Genomic DNA, 16,360 nt, shown 5'->3' on the forward strand with positions numbered 1-16,360 from the left:
GGTGGGGCCGCAGCCCCACCCCTTCCCCACAACTCCCGGACTAGTCGGGATCGGCGAGCGTCACCTGGATGCCGCCGACCAGGTCGGTGCACTGGTTGTAGACGAAGACGCCGACGGTCGACAGCGCGGTCAGCAGCACCACGTTGATCAGGCCGATGACGCCCGCGTAGCCGAACACCGTGCCGGCATCGATGAGCGCGGAGGACGAGCTGTCCGAAACCATGTCCGTGAACGTGGAATTCAGCCGCTCCCACACGCCCATGCCCTCCAGCACGAGGTACAGCAGGCCGACCGCGAGCATCCACACGAAGAACATGGCGACGCTGATCACCAGCGACACCTTCAGCGTGGACCACGGATCGATATGGCGCAGTTGGACTGTCGCGCGCAGCGGCTCACCCGAAGCGGCGGCCTGGGCCACCGCGGCGGGCGCCGACGGCGACACCGGACCGGCCACCGGAATGGGCTCCGGCGGCGGCAGCGGATGCCGGATCTCGGACAGGTCGGGCAGATCCTTCACCAGTTCCGGGCGCGCGATGCTGCGGGTCGGTCCGTCGATGCCGACGGACTTCACCATCGCGGCCTCCTTGCGCGCCGCCTTGGCCGCCAGGTCGGCGGTCGTGCGCGCATTGGAGACACCGGCGTTCAGGCCGACGCCACCGGGCCGGCCGGTGGTCGGGGCCTGGCCGGGCCGGTACAGGTTGGACTGCGGCTCCCGCTGCGGCAGCTGGGACCAGCCACCGTCCTGGTACGGCGAAGCCGGTGCGGGCTCGGCCGTCTCGGACGCGGACGCCTCGGTCTGATCATTCAGCGGGGCCTGACCGAATTCACCGGCCTGGTCCGGCATTTCGGGCGATTGCGGCGCACCGCCCTCGCCGGCACCCGGCCGCGGAATAGGGCGCGGCGGAATCGGAGACGGGGCGATTCTCTCGGTCACGCCATTGGCATGACCGCGCTGGTCATTCGGCTGATTCGTGGTCAATGGTGAATCCTTCGATTCCTTGTGCCGCCGCTGCTGTGGTGAAACTACTGCTTCGCCGAACCGCTGGTGTCATCTTCGGCAACCTGGTCGGGCTCGTCCGCGTTACGCGCGATCGCGAGCAACGTATCGCCTTCTCCCAGGTTCATCAATCGCACGCCCTTGGTTTGGCGTCCCGCTTTGCGAACCTGATTCGCCGCGGTGCGAATGACACCGCCGCCGGAGGTGATCGCGTACAGCTCATCCTCGTCGTTGACGATGAGCGCACCGACCAGACTGCCACGTTTCTCGTCGTACTGAATGGTCAATACGCCCTTGCCGCCGCGGCCCTGCGCCGTGTACTCGTCGATGGCCGTGCGCTTGGAGTACCCGCCCGCCGTCGCGACAAGCAGATAGATGCCCTCTTCGTCGCGAACCACATTGAGCGACAACAGTTCATCGTCGGCATTGAACCGCATGCCCTGCACGCCGGAGGTGGCGCGGCCCATGGGACGCAGCACCTCGTCATTGGCCGAGAAGCGGATGGACTGGCCGTGCGCCGAGACCAGCAGCAGGTCGTCCTCCGCCGAACACAGTGCCGCGCCGACCAATTCGTCACCATCGCGCAGATTCACCGCGACGATGCCGCCGGAGCGGTTGGAGTCGAAATCGGTCAGCTTGGACTTCTTGACCAGGCCCTTGCGGGTGGCCAGCACCAGGTACGGCGCGTCCTCGTAGGACTTGAGCTGGATGACCTGGGCGATCTTCTCGTCCGGCTGGAAGGCGAGCAGATTGGCCACGTGCTGGCCGCGCGCGGTGCGCATGGCCTCGGGCAGCTCGTACGCCTTGGCCCGGTAGACGCGGCCGAGGTTGGTGAAGAAGAGCAGCCAGTCGTGGGTGGAGGTGATGAAGAAGTGCGACACGATGTCGTCCTGCTTCAGCCCCGCGCCCTGCACGCCCTTGCCGCCGCGCTTCTGCGACCGGTACAGATCGGTCTTGGTGCGCTTGGCGTAGCCGGTCTCGGTGATGGTGACGACCACGTCCTCGCGGGCGATCAGGTCCTCGTCCTGCACGTCGCCGTCGGCCGCGATGATCTTGGTGCGGCGGTCGTCGCCGTACTTGTCGACGATCTCCTGCAATTCGTCACGGACGATAGCGCGCTGACGTTCCGGCCGGGCCAGAATGTCCTTCAGGTCCGCGATCTCGGCCTCGATCTTCGCCAATTCGTCGAGGATCTTCTGCCGCTCCAGGGCGGACAGCCGGCGCAGCTGCATATCGAGAATGGCGGTGGCCTGGATCTCGTCGATATCCAGCAACTGCATCAGGCCGGTGCGCGCGGTCTCGGTATCGGCCGAACGGCGGATCAGGGCGATGACCTGGTCCAGCATGTCCAGGGCCTTGACCAGACCGCGCAGGATGTGGGCCCGCTCCTCGGCCTTGCGCAGCAGGTACTTGGTGCGCCGGACGATCACTTCGAGCTGGTGGGTCACATACAGCCGGATCATCTGGTCCAGGCGCAGCGTGCGCGGCACCCCGTCGACGATCGAGAGCATGTTGCAGCCGAAGGAGGTCTGCAGCTGGGTGTGCTTGTACAGGTTGTTCAGCACGACCTTGGCGATGGCGTCGCGCTTGACCGTCACCACGATGCGCAGGCCGACGCGGTCGGAGGACTCGTCGTGGATGTCGGAGACACCCGCGATCTTGCCGTCCTTCACCTGCTCGGCGATGGCATTGACGAAGTTGTCGGTATTGACCTGGTACGGCAGCTCGGTGATGACGATGGTGGTGCGGCCGCGGCTGTCTTCCTCGATCTCCACCACACCGCGCATGCGCACCGAACCGCGGCCGGTGGTGTACGCGTCGTGGATGCCCTGGGTGCCGACGATCAGGCCGGCGGTCGGGAAGTCCGGACCCTTCACCCGCTCCATGCACGCCGCGAGGGTGGACTCCTCGTCCGCCTCGTGGTTGTCCAGCGCCCAGTAGATGGCCTCGGCCAGCTCGGTCAGGTTGTGCGGCGGGATGTTCGTGGCCATACCGACCGCGATGCCGTTGGAGCCGTTCATCAACAGCGCGGGCACCCGGGCCGGCAGCACGACCGGTTCCTGGGTCTTGCCGTCGTAGTTGGGGATGAAATCGACCGTCTCGTGGTCGATTTCGCGCAGCATCTCCATGGCCAGCGGCGTCAGGCGGCACTCGGTGTAACGCATGGCGGCCGCGCCGTCGTTGCCGCGCGAGCCGAAGTTGCCCTGACCGTCGACCAGCGGGTACCGGAGCGCCCACGGCTGCGCCATACGCACCAGGGTGTCGTAGATGGCGGTGTCGCCGTGCGGGTGGTAGTTGCCCATGGTGTCGGCGACCGGGCGCGCGGACTTCACGTAGCCGCGGTCGGGCCGATACCCGTTGTCGTACATGGCGTAGAGGATCCGGCGGTGCACCGGCTTGAGGCCGTCGCGCACCTCGGGCAGGGCTCGTCCGACGATCACGCTCATGGCGTAGTCGATGTACGAGTTCTGCATCTCCTGCTGGATATCGACCGGCTCGATGCGGTCGCCACCCGACGGGGGAAGTTCGATCTCAGTCATGAATTGGTCTCCGTGGGAAGTCTTTTGGCGGGTCCTCGGGGGCGGGTCGGCCTCCGGGTGCTGCGGGTTCCGGGCTTATTCCGGGGCTCGGGGCGGAGCCCCCGGAATCTCTCGGGGGTTCGGGGGCAAAGCCCCTGAGAGTCCCGAGAGTTGGTCGACCCACTACACGTCGAGGAACCGCACGTCCTTGGCGTTCCGGGTGATGAAGCTGCGGCGCGCCTCGACGTCCTCACCCATGAGGATGGAGAACAGTTCGTCCGCCGCGGCGGCGTCATCGAGAGTGACCAGGCGAAGCACGCGGACGCTCGGGTCCATCGTGGTCTCCCACAGCTCCTTCGGGTTCATCTCACCGAGACCCTTGTAGCGCTGGATGCCGTCGTCCTTGTTGATCTTCTTGCCGGCCGCCAGGCCGCGCTCCAGCAGCCCGTCGCGCTCGCGGTCGGAGTACGCGAACTCCGGCTCGGACCGCTGCCACTTGAGCTTGTACAGCGGCGGCATGGCGAGATACACGTGCCCGTGCTCGACCAGCGGCCGCATGAAGCGGAACAGCAGGGTGAGCAGCAGCGTCGAGATGTGCTGGCCGTCCACGTCGGCGTCGGCCATCAGCACGATCTTGTGATACCGCAGCTTGGCGATATCGAACTCGTCGTGGATGCCGGTGCCGAAAGCCGTGATGATGGACTGGACTTCGGTGTTCTTCAGCACGCGGTCGATGCGCGCCTTCTCGACATTGATGATCTTGCCGCGCAGCGGCAGGATCGCCTGATACATCGAGTCGCGGCCGGACTTGGCCGAACCACCGGCGGAGTCGCCCTCCACGATGTAGATCTCGGACTTGCTCGGATCCTTGGACCGGCAGTCGGCGAGCTTGCCGGGCAGGCCGCCCAGATCGGTAGCGCTCTTGCGCCGCACCAGCTCTCGCGCCTTACGCGCGGCCACTCGCGCCTGAGCGGACGAAACCGCCTTCTGCACAATGGTCTTCGCATCGGCCGGGTTGGCCTCGAACCAGTGCGTCAGGTGCTCGTTGCAGGTGCGCTGCACGAACCCCTTCACATCGGTATTGCCGAGCTTGGTCTTGGTCTGACCCTCGAACTGCGGGTCGGCGACCTTCACCGAGACGATAGCGGCCAGGCCCTCACGGATGTCGTCACCCGTCAGGTTGCCTTCCTTCTCCTTGAGGAGCTTCTTGTCCTTCGCGTATTTGTTCACCACCGTGGTGAGCGCGGCGCGGAAGCCCTCTTCGTGGGTGCCGCCCTCGTGGGTGTTGATGGTGTTGGCGAAGGTGTGCACGGACTCGGAGTAACCCGAGTTCCACTGCATGGCCACCTCGAGCTCGTGCCCGGTGCCCTTGCCGGTGAAGCCCACGATCGAATTGTGGATCGGGGTCTTGGTCCGGTTGATGTGCTTGACGTAGTCCTCGAGACCGCCCGGGTAGTGGTAGGTCCGGGTCTTCACCTTCGGCTCGGCGGCCGGGGCGTTCTCGTCGAGGTGCTTGGGCGCCTCGGCGGTATCGCTCACCACCTCGTCGGTGATGTCGCCTTCGCTCACCCGCTGATCGGTCAGGGTGATGGTGAGTCCCTTGTTCAGGAACGCCATCTCCTGCAGGCGGCGCGCGACCGTCTCGAAGTTGTAGGTGGTTGTCTCGAAGATCTCCGGGTCGGCCCAGAAGCGGATGGTGGTACCGGTCCGCTTGGTGGGCTCGCCCTGGACGAGCTTGCCGGGCTTGGCGTCCTTGTACTCCTGGGTCCAGTGGTAGCCCGCGTGGTCCACCTCGGCCTCGAGGCGGGTGGAGAGCGCGTTCACCACGGAGATGCCGACGCCGTGCAGACCGCCGGACACCGCGTAGGAGTCGGAGTCGAACTTGCCGCCGGCGTGCAGCTGGGTCATGACCACCTCGATGGTGGGGATGCCCTGGGCGTGCATGCCGGTGGGGATACCGCGACCGTCGTCGACGACCTCGACGCCGCCGTCGGCGAGCAGGGTCACGTCGACCCGTGAGGCGTAGCCGGCCATCGCCTCGTCGACGGAGTTGTCGACGACCTCCCAGACCAGGTGGTGCAAGCCCCGCTCACCGGTGGAACCGATGTACATACCGGGACGCTTGCGCACCGCCTCGAGGCCCTCGAGCACGGTAATGGAGGAGGCGTCGTAATTGCCTGACTTCGACTGGGTCGCGCCGTCTTCGTTGGAGTCCATGGCAGCCACTGGTCGGTAGCTCTCCTTACTTGCTGATCCTCCGGGCATCGGGGCGGACGGCACACGTGGAGCCCCTCGGGAGTGTCTGCTCGAGAGTTACGGAGCCCACGGGCGACCTGTCGCTGAACGCGCCGGGAGGTATCGCCGCTAGTTACTCCCCCATCCTACTGGTACGACCGACACAGAATGCACCTATGACACCCCTGAGTGCGACGTACGTGCGTGAAATCGACCATCAATAAGTCCCGTCATGGGGATGGGGGGTCCCGAGACCTTCAGCGGCCGTTCACGCCGACGCTCGAAACCCGTTTGCGACGGGGTTCGCGCGATCGAGCACGTTCCACGTGAAACAGCGGTTATCCGTATGTGTCGCGCGGACCGCGGCCCTTGATGTGCCGCTCACCCTTGCGCCAGCTGGGCGCGGTCGGGCCGTTGATGCGCAATTGCGTCACCACGCCGTTGCCGACGGCCGCCGCGATCTTCGCCAGGATCTGGGACTGGAACATGCGCAGCTGGGTCGCCCAGGCGGTCGACTCCGCCTGCACGCTCAGAATGCCGTTCTCCAGCGAGATGGGCTGGGCATGGGAGGCGATGTCCTCCCCCACCACCGCGGCCCAGCGGCCGAACACGGTGCCCTCGGCGACCTTGCCCGACCAGCCCCGGCCCTTGGCCTGCTTCATCGTCAGTGACGAAAGGGACTGGGGGTCGCGTTCATCCGGATGCGCGCCCGACCAACCGCTGCGCCGGCGCAGTGCGCGCACCCCGCCCTTGCGCGGCGAAGCCCGCCCCTGCCCCACCGACTTACCCGCCGCGCGGGCCGCGGCCCGGGCCTCCTCGAGTGCGCGGCGCGCCAGATCGACACCGCGCAGTTCGGGCTCGGCGCCCGGACCGGTGGCGCCGGGCGTGGCGGGAGGACTGGAATCGTGCGGTTCCGGCTGGTCGGCCATTCACTACACCTTTCCTCGGACCTGCGCGATACCGAGGATTCTGCCCCATCCCACCGACAACCTCACGGAGGGAAGTCAGCTCGCGATACGGGAGGCGCGATGGTCGGCTTCCCCGGTGGTCTCGATGCGCAGCGGCGCGGCCTCCAGTTCGGCCGGCACGTCCTCCGGCACCGCCGCGGTGATCAGCACCTGTTCGGCCTCGGCCGCGACGGCGGCCAGCGCGGCCCGCCGCCGCCGGTCCAGTTCGGCGAACACATCGTCGAGGATCAGCACCGGATCGGTGCCCGCGGACCGCAGCAGTTCGAAGGCCCCGAGCCGCAAAGCCAGTGCGAAGGACCAGGATTCGCCGTGGCTGGAGAACCCCTTGGCGGGCGCGGAACCCAGCATCAGCTCCAGATCGTCCCGGTGCGGGCCGACCAGGCAGACCCCGCGTTCGAGCTCCTTACGCCGGGCATTCCCCAACTCCTGCAACAGGATCGCCTCCAGTTGCTCGGCATCCTCAGGCTGTGGAGTACGCATGGGATCGAGGAATTCCGTTGGGAGCGTGCTGCTTCGATAGCCGATCGAAGCCGGTCGGGACTCCGGCGCGATCGATCCATAGGCCTGTGCAAGATGTGGATAAAGTTCGTGGACCAACCGCAACCGCTGCGCCAGCAGTACCGCGCCGTGCGCCGCGAGATGCCCGTCCCATACGTCCAGGGTGCTCAGCTCCGCGCCCCGCGATCCGGAACGCGCTTGGCGCCCGGCGGTTTTCAACAGGGCCGAGCGCTGCCGCAGCACCTTCTCGTAATCCGCGCGCACCCCGGCCAGCCGCGGCAGCTGCGCGGTGGCCAGTTCGTCCAGGAAGCGCCGCCGCTCCCCCGGATCCCCGCGCACCAGCGACAGATCCTCCGGCGCGAACAGCACGGTCTGCAGAATCCCCAGGATCTCCCGGGTCCGCCGCACCGGCGAGCGATTGATCTGGGCGCGATTGGCCGAGCCCTGATTGAGCTCCATGTCCACCCGGAGCTCACGCCCGGAGTTCACCACGGTGGCCCCGATACGGGCCTTGGGCGCACCGATGCGAATGAGCGGCGCGTCGGCCGACACCCGGTGTGAGCCGAGTGTGGACAAGTAGCCGATGGCCTCGATCAGGTTGGTCTTGCCATTGCCGTTCGACCCCAGAAAGACCGTTCTGCCTGGTGATAACTCCAGTTCCACGGCTTCCCAGGAGCGGAAATCCCGCAGCGACAGCGCGCGCACATGCATGTGGATCAGCCCATCGTGGCTGGGGAAAACTCGGTGACGAACTGGGGAGAACCGCGAAAAAAGCGTGAATCTCCCAGCCGTCCCGAGTTTTTCACAGGTTTGTCAACACTGTGCACAGCACTCGGTCGACTTCCGTCGGATCAGCCCGGCAGGCGAACCGGCATGAGCAGGTAGATGAAGCTGCTCGACAGCGCCGGGAAGGCGCCCGAGTCCAGCGGCTCCAGCTCTTCCTCCGGCGCCGGCACGAACACGGCCGGACGGCTCGGCGTGGTGAAACCGAAGGTCACCCGGTCCGAATGCAGCGCGGACAGGCCGTCCAGCAGGTAGCCCGGGTTGAAGGCGATGGTCAGCGCCTCGCCGCGGAAGTCGGCGGTCAGCCATTCCTCGGCGCGACCCGCGTCGTCCCCGCCGGCGGAGAGCAGCACGCCCTCCTCGGAGAACTCCATGCGCACCTGGGCGCCGCGCTCGGCCACCAGGGCCACACGCTTGATGGCCTCGGTCAGCGCGCTCACGGTCAGCGTGGCGATGGAGGTGTGCTCCTTGGGGAGCAACTGACGGAACTTGGGGAATTCGGCATCGAGCAGACGCGTGGTGGTGCGGCGGCCGCCGTTCACGATGCCCAGCAGGCCGTCGGACCCGGTGCCGAAGGCCAATTGCACCGGCTGATCCGACGCTCCGAGCGTTTTACCGGCCTCGGACAGGGTGCGGGCCGGAACCAGCACCGCGGTCTCCACATCGGCGCGACCGGGCTGCCATTCCAGCTCGCGCACCGCGAGGCGGAAGCGGTCGGTGGCCGCGAGCACGACCTTGGGGCCTTCGATCTCGACCCGGATGCCGGTGAGCATGGGGAGCGTGTCGTCTCGACCAGCCGCGACGGCCACCTGGCCGACCGCCTGGGAGAACAGATCCACGCCGAGTTCACCGGTCTGGGGAGGAAGTTCGGGAAGCTGGGGATAGTCCTCGACCGGCATGGTCGGGAGGCTGAACTTGGCGCTGCCACAGGCGATCAGCACGCGGGTGCCGTCCACGGACACGTCCACCGGCTTGTTGGAGAGCGCCTTGGTGATATCGGCGAGCAGCCGCCCGGAGACCAGCACCTGGCCCGGTCCGGCGACCTCGGCGGCCACCCGCATCTGCGCGGAGACCTCGTAGTCGAAACCGGAGACCGTCAGGCCGTCCTCGTCGGCAACGAGGAGAACGCCGCCCAGGACGGGCACCGGAGGCCGAGAGGGCAGGCTGCGAGCCACCCAGGCCACGGATTCGGCGAAGTCCTCGCGAGCAACTCGAAACTTCATGCTTGCAAGCTCCATCGCCCGGTCTGTCCTCTCCAGTGTCGTTCGTGGTCGGTGCGTCTCGATCGGCCGCCCACGCAGTGTGGCATAGCCGACCGACACCAAACCGTACCCGCGCACGGCCGCATTGCCTACGGCGACCCACCACTGATCTCACCGAGGGGGCGAGCCCCGATCTCTTCGCGAGACGCGCACGGACCCATCGCGAGATGTGCACGGAAGCGGAGCCCACTCCCTCTTGTCCGGGCCTCGTTCGGATGGGGAGGAGCTACCCGTCGATCCGTTCACTCCCAGACCGACTTTCCACACACCTGTTTTAGAAGAAGGATTTATAGAGAGAGAAATGAAGTAGTAGTAGGTCCTGTTAGTTCTGTGGACTTCGCCCGTTTCCGCAGGTGGGGGCGTGCGGCGGCGTGGGGATGTAGCTGGGGTGTCTCGAGGATGAACGGGGAGCGACTGTGGAGACAACGCGGCTGTACACATCTGTCCTCGAGCCATCCTCGAGTTGCTCCCCCGTTCTGCACCCGGTAGCCAACATCTGAGCGAAACCGGGGACAACTCGAGGATTCCTCGAGGACCTGACAAGGACTCCTCGAGGAATCCACAGGGACAACTCGGCATCTCCCCTGGTCAGCCCTCGAGGATGAAGCAACCTGTGGGAACTGTGCACTACCGGTTGTGCACCGCTGTTAGCAGCGACCTGTGAGCGAACCGGTGGACAACAGTGGGAATCCTCGAGGAGTCCACAAGCTTTCCTCGAGGACTCCTCGAGGAATCCACAACCCGGAAAACGAAAGACCCCCACGTCAGGGGACGTGAGGGCCTGTGGACTGTGGATCAGCGCGAACGCTGTTTAATTCGGGCTGTTAGTTCTTGAACCTGGTCGTACACGCGCCGGCGCTCGGTCATCTCCTTGCGCACTTTCTTCTCCGCGTACATGACCGTCGTGTGGTCGCGGCCGAAGGCCTGACCGATCTTGGGTAGGGATAGGTCCGTCAGCTCACGGCACAGGTACATGGCGATCTGCCGGGCCTGCGCCAGCGGCCGGGCCTTGCCGGGACCGGTCAGTTCTTCGAGGGTGGTGTTGAAGTACTCCGCGGTCACGGCCATGATCGTGGCCGCCGTGATCTCCAGCGTGGCGGTGTCGGGCATCAGATCGCGCAGCACCACCTCGGCCAGCGACAGATCCAGCGGCTGCCCGTTCAGCGACGCGAACGCCGTCACCCGGATCAGCGCGCCCTCGAGTTCCCGGATATTGCGCTCCACCCGGCTGGCGATGAGTTCCAGCACGTCGTGCGGCACATCCAGGCGATCCATCCGCGCCTTCTTGCGCAGGATCGCGATGCGGGTCTCCAGCTCCGGCGGCTGCACATCGGTGATCAGGCCCCACTCGAACCGGGTCCGCAGCCGTTCTTCCAGGGTGGCCAGCTGCTTGGGCGGCCGGTCCGAGGACACCACGATCTGCTTGTTCGCGTTGTGCAGGGTGTTGAAGGTGTGGAAGAACTCCTCCTGGATGCCTTCCTTGCCCTCGATGAACTGGATGTCGTCCACCAGCAGGATGTCGGTCTCCCGGTAGCGGCGCTTGAACGCAACTTTCCGGTCGTCACGCAGCGAGTTGATGAAGTCGTTGGTGAATTCCTCGGTCGAGACGTACTTCACCCGCATGCCCGGGAACAGCCGCTGGGCGTAGTGCCCGGCCGCGTGCAGCAGGTGCGTCTTGCCCAAACCCGAAGCGCCCCAGACGAACAGCGGGTTGTAAGCCCGCGCGGGCGCCTCCGCGATGGCCACCGCGGCGGCGTGCGCGAAGCGGTTCGAGGCACCGATGACGAAAGTCTCGAAGGTGTATTTGGCGTTCAGGCTGCCCGAGGAGGAGGGCGCGGGCTCGCGCTCGCGTTCCGGCGACTTGTTGAAATACGTCGGCCAGTTGTTGCGGACGTTCACCACCGGTTCGTCGTCGTGCTCGTCGTCCACCGGCCGGCGCGTGGTCGGGCCCGACGGCAGCGGCGGCTCGTCGTCCGGTTCCGGGGAGAACAGCGACTCCTGGCCGGGCGGCATGGCCGGGGCGCGATGGCTCTCCCGCCGCCGCGGCGGTTGCTGCGGCTCGGGAACGGGCGCGGGCAACTCTTCGGCCATCGGCGGCTGCCCGTAATCCACCGGTGGATAAGCTTCGCGCTCCCCGTACTCGGCGGGGTACTCCTGTGGAGGGCTGTACTCCGGCTGTGGAATGTGGCGCGGGGCCTGATATTCCGGCGGGGCCTGGTAATACGCCTGCTGACGCTCCGGCTGCGGGGGTGCCGGCTGGTAGCCGAGCGGGGCGTGTTCGGGTTCCCGCGGCCGTTCCGGGCGAGATGTCATGCGGGCATGACGCGGTGCGTTGGGCGAGCGGTCGACCGGGGCGTTCTGCTGTGCGCGGATGCGCACGCCCAGGCCCTCGACCTGCAGGCCACGCCGTCCCAGCGAGCGCAGAATGGGCTCCCGGAGATCGCGTTCCACAACCTCCTGCGCCATCGTCCCGGGCACCGAGAGCAGGGCGAATCCCTGTGCGAAGGTGATCGGTTCGATAATCCCGAGCCAGGCCTTGTGCGCCTTGCTGACCGGCTGGATCTCCCCGTCCGCGGAGCCGCTCGCGAGTTCGGCGATCACCTCCGGCCAGACAGCGGTCAGCACATTCTGCTCGTCGTCCACGTACGTGGTCCTCCCCGGTGTAGGTCGATGCGGAGCAGACGATGAGCACTGCTCGGCTTCCCCCGGTCGCGGGCGTCGGCGAGGCACCGTCGGCCTTACGAATATGCCACTCCAGGGGTCTTTCCACACAATTATCCACAGATGTGGACAACCTGGGGATGCGCGTGGAATCGCGGCGTTTCCCCCGAATCAGGCCCGGACCTGCGGCGTCTCAGCTAATCGCTGGCAAAATTCTCGCGGTCTCCGTATTGCCCGGATCAGGACGGTACACGACACCCGCCCCGCGACACGAACGCCCAGGCCGCGGCACGCGGTACTACACTCGAAACGGTCGCGACGTCGCTGATCAGCGGCGTGACGGGGATAGCCGACCCCGAGTTTGATTCTCGTTCACTGGGTAAGTACCCTTCTACAGTCACCCTATGGTGCGGTGGCGGCTGTTTGCTGCCCGAGCCGATCAGGGTATTGCGCCGGAGAATCCATCTGGATTCACCGAGAGCACCGTTTCACCGAACAGACTTCGGGCGTCACCAGGCGTCCACCACTATGAGGAGTGTTGACCGTGGCCAAGGGCAAGCGGACGTTCCAGCCGAACAACCGTCGTCGGGCGCGCGTCCACGGCTTCCGTCTCCGGATGCGCACCCGTGCGGGCCGCGCCATCGTGTCGGCGCGCCGTGGCAAGGGCCGCGCCAAGCTGACCGCCTGATTCGGTTCATCCGAATGCGGCGCGAGACGCCCGGCTCGCCGAGGCGTCCACAGCTCGGCTCGCCGCTCGGTTCCCGAAACCGATCCCTCATCCAACCGATCGTCACCGGACGCTCAGGTGCTGCCTGAGCCGTACCGGCTGCATCGGCGCACCGACTTCTCCCGGACGGTTCGCCAAGGCCGGCGGATCGGGAGACGGGATCTCGTTGTGCACGTACTGCTACACGATGATCAGCCGAACCTCGCGGCACCATCCGTACGGGTGGGAGGTCCGCGCTTCGGCTTGATCGTCAGCAAGGCGGTGGGTCCAGCGGTGGTTCGCCACCGGGTGGCCCGCCGCCTGCGTCATATCTGCGCAAGCTTGGCGAACGAACTGCCGGACGGCGCGGACATCGTGCTGCGCGCACTGCCCGGTGCGGCCGAAGCGCCCGCCCCCGAATTGGAGCGGCAGCTGCGGGCCGGACTGCGCAAACTCGGCGCCCTCACCGCCGAACCTCATACTTCCGGCAGCGAGTCGTGAACGCCTTCCGCGCGGCGGTCCGCTTGCCGGCCAAAGCTCTGATATTTCTCATCGAGCTGTATCGGACCTACATCTCCCCCACCCGCATGCCGGTGTGCCGTTTCACCCCCACTTGCAGTGAGTACGCGGTGACCGCCCTGCGCACCCGCGGACTGTTCGTCGGGCTCGGACTGGCGACCGTCCGTTTGGCGAAATGTGCGCCCTGGCACCCTGGTGGGTGGGACCCCGTACCGGAGCCGCGTCGTGTTCGCGAAGAACAGGCGCGCCGGGACGCGGCATCAGCTTTTGAAGGGTCATCGCCCGCGGTGACCGGCGATACGAACGACGGGAGTGCATAGAGCCGTGCTCGACTTCATCTATTACCCGGTGTCGGCCATTCTGTGGTTCTGGCATCGAGCGTTCGGGTTCGTGCTGGGCAAGGACAGTGGATTCGCCTGGGCCCTGGCCGTGGTGTTCCTGGTGTTCACGCTCCGGCTCGTGCTCTACAAGCCGTTCGTGAAGCAGGTCCGCACCACGAAGCAGATGCAGGAACTGCAGCCGCAGATCAAGGAACTGCAGAAGAAGTACAAGAACGATCGTCAGCAGATGACGGTCGAGATGCAGAAGCTGCAGAAGGAACACGGCTTCAATCCGCTCATGGGTTGCCTCCCGGTGCTGTTGCAGGTGCCGGTGTTCCTCGGTCTGTTCCATGTGCTGCGGTCGTTCAACCGCACCGGCACCGGCATCGGCCAGCTGGGCATGACCCCGTACGACAACGCGCACACGCCGAACTACATCTTCTCCGCGGCCGACGTCCAGTCCTTCCTGACCGCACGGCTTTTCGGCGCTCCGCTCTCGGCCTACATCACCGAGCCGGCCAGCGTGCTGAACTCCTTCGCCGAATACGGCGGCGTGCCGAGCAAGGTGGCCATCGCGGCCGTCTCGATTCCGCTCATGATCATCGCGGGCCTGGCGACCCACTTCAACGCGCGCGCCTCCGTGGCCCGGCAGTCGCCCGAGGCGCTGGCCAACCCGCAGGCCGCCATGATGAACAAGCTGGCGCTGTGGGTGTTCCCGCTCGGCGTGCTCGTCGGTGGTCCGTTCCTCCCCGTCGCCATCCTGATCTACTGGGTGTCCAACAACATCTGGACCTACGCGCAGCAGCATCTGGTGTTCGGTCGCATGGCGCAGGAAGAGGAAGAGAAGAAGGCGGCGGCGCTGGAGAAGCGCGCGGCCAATGCGCCCAAGCCGGGCGTGAAGCCGGTCGACGTCCGCAAGAAGCAGACCACCGATACCGCCCAGAGCGACAGCGCCGAGACCCCGAAGCAGGACGCCCCGCAGGCGTCGCAGAACGGGTCCAAGCAGACCGCCAAGAAGCAGCAGCGCCCGGGGAACCGGGGGCGCGCGAACCAGAAGCGGCGTCGCTGAGCACTTCCCGGCCTAGTGCCGACAACTCCAGATGAAGGACACAACAATGACAGTTGAAACCGACGGAGGGGATCCCACTGTGACGGCTGCGCCGGCGGCGACCGAGTCCGCGAAGGCGACCGAGTCCGCGAACGCGAACGAGGCCGAGGAAGCGCTCATCGAAGAGGGCGAGATCGCGGGCGATTACCTGGAGCAGTTGCTCGATGTCCTGGACTTCGACGGCGATATCGATCTCGATGTGGAAGGCGATCGGGCGATCGTCAGCATCGACGGCGGCAAGGATCTGTCCAAGCTGGTCGGCCGGCGCGGCGAGGTCCTGGACGCGCTCCAGGAACTGACCCGGCTCGCCGTGCAGCAGTCGACCGGCGTGCGCAGCCGCCTGATGCTCGATGTGGCGGGCTGGCGCGCCAAGCGTCGTTCCGAGCTGAGCGCGATCGGCGCCGAGGCGGCCAAGCGGGTGCTGGAAACCGGTGAGCGCGAAGCCCTCTCCCCCATGACCCCATTCGAGCGCAAGATCGTGCACGATGCGGTGGCCGCGGTCGACGGCGTCGTCTCCGAGAGCGAAGGCGTGGAGCCGAGCCGCCGCGTGGTGGTTCTCCCCGAGTGAGATTCGGGCGGCGCGGGACACGCGCCCAGTTTTGAAGGCAGGGCCCCCGGGTCGAATCGACCGGGGGCCCTACGCTTATCCGAAGACGGTTCGAGAGCAGGGAAGGATGTTTCACGTGGAACCAGCCACCGAGGTGACCCCTCCGGAACTCGTCGAGCCGCCCGCCGTCGCCGCGGTCGTTTTCGGGGACCGGTTGGAGATGGCCCGGAAGTACTACGCCGCGCTCGCCAGCGCCGGTGTGGAGCGCGGGTTGATCGGTCCGCGTGAAGTACCCCGGCTCTGGGATCGGCACATTCTCAACTGCGCGGTGATCGGCGATCTGATGGCCGAGGGCGTCCGCGTGGTCGACATCGGCAGCGGTGCGGGCCTCCCGGGTATCCCCCTCGCGATCGCCCGTCCCGACCTCCGAATCACTCTGGTAGAGCCGTTGCTTCGCCGCACCGTCTTCCTCGCCGAGTTCGTCCAGTCGGTCGGACTCGACAACATCACCGTCGTCCGCGGCCGCGCCGAGCAGCCCGGCGTGAAGAAGGAAGCGGGCGGCGCGGACGTCGTCACCTCCCGCGCGGTCGCTCCCCTGGCGAAGCTCGCGGGTTGGTCGATGCCGCTCGTCCGCGACCACGGACGGATGCTGGCGCTCAAGGGAATCAGTGCCGCCGAAGAGTTGGAGCGCGATCGCGACGAACTCACCAAGGCGGGTGCCGGCCACGCCGAAGTTCTCGAATGCGGTGTGGGAGTGCTGGAGACGCCCACCTATGTGATCAGTGCCGAGAAGCTCCCCCGCGGAGAGCGCAAGGGCAAGTCCAAGCGCCGCTGAGCGTCCGACCCGATGGTTGCCGACTATCCGTCACTGTGACGGCATGTAGCGCCCCGCCTCTCGGAGGCGGGGCGCTCTTGTGTCTTCGGGTGCCGGGAGGTCTCGTGGTTCCTGGGGGTTCGGGGGCGAAGCCCCCTGAGGGCCCCGGGAGTGGGTGCGGAGCTATGTTTCCCGTGAAACATGACCAAGATCGCCGGTATCCCTTCGGCATTCGTTTCAGGGTGGTTGAATTCGCGTGTCGCACCGAGTTCCTCGCGGTTCAACTTCCGTATTGTGTCCCGTACTGGCAAGCTAGTGACCGTCGAGCGTGAGCGCAGACTTGCGATGCCCGGCACCGGCTCGAAATCGGCTGGCACTCAGCTGGGAACGGCTTCGGAATGGGTATCGATCTAGCACCTC

At 66.5% G+C, this 16,360-nt stretch carries 13 protein-coding genes; 6 read left to right on the forward strand and 7 right to left on the reverse strand.

Features of this window, described 5'->3' with window-relative positions:
• Positions 1–40: 40 nt before the first annotated feature.
• From LTV02_RS31485 to dnaA, 7 genes are all read right to left on the reverse strand, one after another.
• Positions 41–982, reverse strand: coding sequence for a DUF3566 domain-containing protein (locus LTV02_RS31485; protein WP_233035352.1), 942 nt, complete (start codon positions 980–982; stop codon positions 41–43).
• Between the two features lie 44 nt (positions 983–1,026).
• Complete coding sequence (gene gyrA / locus LTV02_RS31490; RefSeq protein WP_067717852.1) at positions 1,027–3,540, reverse strand: DNA gyrase subunit A; 2,514 nt, start codon at positions 3,538–3,540, stop codon at positions 1,027–1,029.
• 162 nt (positions 3,541–3,702) lie between these two features.
• The gene (gene gyrB / locus LTV02_RS31495; protein ID WP_233035353.1) at positions 3,703–5,736 is read right to left on the reverse strand and encodes a DNA topoisomerase (ATP-hydrolyzing) subunit B; all 2,034 of its coding nucleotides are present in this window, start codon (positions 5,734–5,736) and stop codon (positions 3,703–3,705) included.
• A gap of 356 nt (positions 5,737–6,092) precedes the next feature.
• Positions 6,093–6,683: a DUF721 family protein gene (locus LTV02_RS31500; protein ID WP_233035354.1), complete on the reverse strand. Its 591-nt coding sequence runs from the start codon at positions 6,681–6,683 to the stop codon at positions 6,093–6,095.
• Between the two features lie 75 nt (positions 6,684–6,758).
• Positions 6,759–7,931, reverse strand: coding sequence for a DNA replication/repair protein RecF (recF, locus tag LTV02_RS31505; RefSeq protein ID WP_233035355.1), 1,173 nt, complete (start codon positions 7,929–7,931; stop codon positions 6,759–6,761).
• A gap of 140 nt (positions 7,932–8,071) precedes the next feature.
• Positions 8,072–9,241, reverse strand: coding sequence for a DNA polymerase III subunit beta (gene dnaN / locus LTV02_RS31510; protein WP_067717838.1), 1,170 nt, complete (start codon positions 9,239–9,241; stop codon positions 8,072–8,074).
• 819 nt (positions 9,242–10,060) lie between these two features.
• A complete protein-coding gene (gene dnaA / locus LTV02_RS31515; RefSeq protein WP_233035356.1) occupies positions 10,061–11,908 on the reverse strand; it encodes a chromosomal replication initiator protein DnaA in 1,848 nt (615 codons plus the stop codon).
• Between the two features lie 562 nt (positions 11,909–12,470).
• Between dnaA and rpmH the strand changes: the two genes are divergently transcribed.
• The 6 genes from rpmH (at position 12,471) to rsmG (ending at position 15,961) form a co-directional block, all read left to right on the forward strand.
• On the forward strand, positions 12,471–12,614 hold the full coding sequence (gene rpmH / locus LTV02_RS31520; protein ID WP_033085250.1) for a 50S ribosomal protein L34: 144 nt from the start codon (positions 12,471–12,473) through the stop codon (positions 12,612–12,614).
• A 117-nt stretch (positions 12,615–12,731) separates the two neighbouring features.
• Positions 12,732–13,133: a ribonuclease P protein component gene (gene rnpA / locus LTV02_RS31525; protein WP_084535291.1), complete on the forward strand. Its 402-nt coding sequence runs from the start codon at positions 12,732–12,734 to the stop codon at positions 13,131–13,133.
• A complete protein-coding gene (yidD, locus tag LTV02_RS31530) occupies positions 13,130–13,471 on the forward strand; it encodes a membrane protein insertion efficiency factor YidD (protein WP_084535290.1) in 342 nt (113 codons plus the stop codon). The genes rnpA and yidD overlap by 4 nt, the downstream gene beginning before the upstream one ends.
• A 4-nt stretch (positions 13,472–13,475) precedes the next feature.
• Complete coding sequence (gene yidC / locus LTV02_RS31535; RefSeq protein WP_233035357.1) at positions 13,476–14,540, forward strand: membrane protein insertase YidC; 1,065 nt, start codon at positions 13,476–13,478, stop codon at positions 14,538–14,540.
• A 31-nt stretch (positions 14,541–14,571) separates the two neighbouring features.
• A complete protein-coding gene (locus LTV02_RS31540; protein ID WP_408639284.1) occupies positions 14,572–15,147 on the forward strand; it encodes a Jag family protein in 576 nt (191 codons plus the stop codon).
• A gap of 106 nt (positions 15,148–15,253) precedes the next feature.
• Positions 15,254–15,961: a 16S rRNA (guanine(527)-N(7))-methyltransferase RsmG gene (gene rsmG / locus LTV02_RS31545; protein ID WP_067717827.1), complete on the forward strand. Its 708-nt coding sequence runs from the start codon at positions 15,254–15,256 to the stop codon at positions 15,959–15,961.
• The last annotated feature ends 399 nt before the right edge of the window (positions 15,962–16,360 follow it).

Origin of the sequence: Nocardia yamanashiensis (assembly GCF_021183565.1) — a bacterium.
In the GTDB taxonomy this organism is placed as follows: Bacteria; Actinomycetota; Actinomycetes; order Mycobacteriales; family Mycobacteriaceae; genus Nocardia; species Nocardia yamanashiensis.

Coding starts and splice junctions, on each gene's coding strand:
- gyrB (WP_233035353.1), bottom strand. CDS start 5,736: ATGGACTCCAACGAAGACGGCGCGACCCAGTCGAAGTCAGGCAATTAC.
- gyrA (WP_067717852.1), bottom strand. CDS start 3,540: ATGACTGAGATCGAACTTCCCCCGTCGGGTGGCGACCGCATCGAGCCG.
- rsmG (WP_067717827.1), top strand. CDS start 15,254: ATGTTTCACGTGGAACCAGCCACCGAGGTGACCCCTCCGGAACTCGTC.
- LTV02_RS31540 (WP_408639284.1), top strand. CDS start 14,572: ATGAAGGACACAACAATGACAGTTGAAACCGACGGAGGGGATCCCACT.
- LTV02_RS31500 (WP_233035354.1), bottom strand. CDS start 6,683: ATGGCCGACCAGCCGGAACCGCACGATTCCAGTCCTCCCGCCACGCCC.
- recF (WP_233035355.1), bottom strand. CDS start 7,931: ATGCATGTGCGCGCGCTGTCGCTGCGGGATTTCCGCTCCTGGGAAGCC.
- dnaN (WP_067717838.1), bottom strand. CDS start 9,241: ATGGAGCTTGCAAGCATGAAGTTTCGAGTTGCTCGCGAGGACTTCGCC.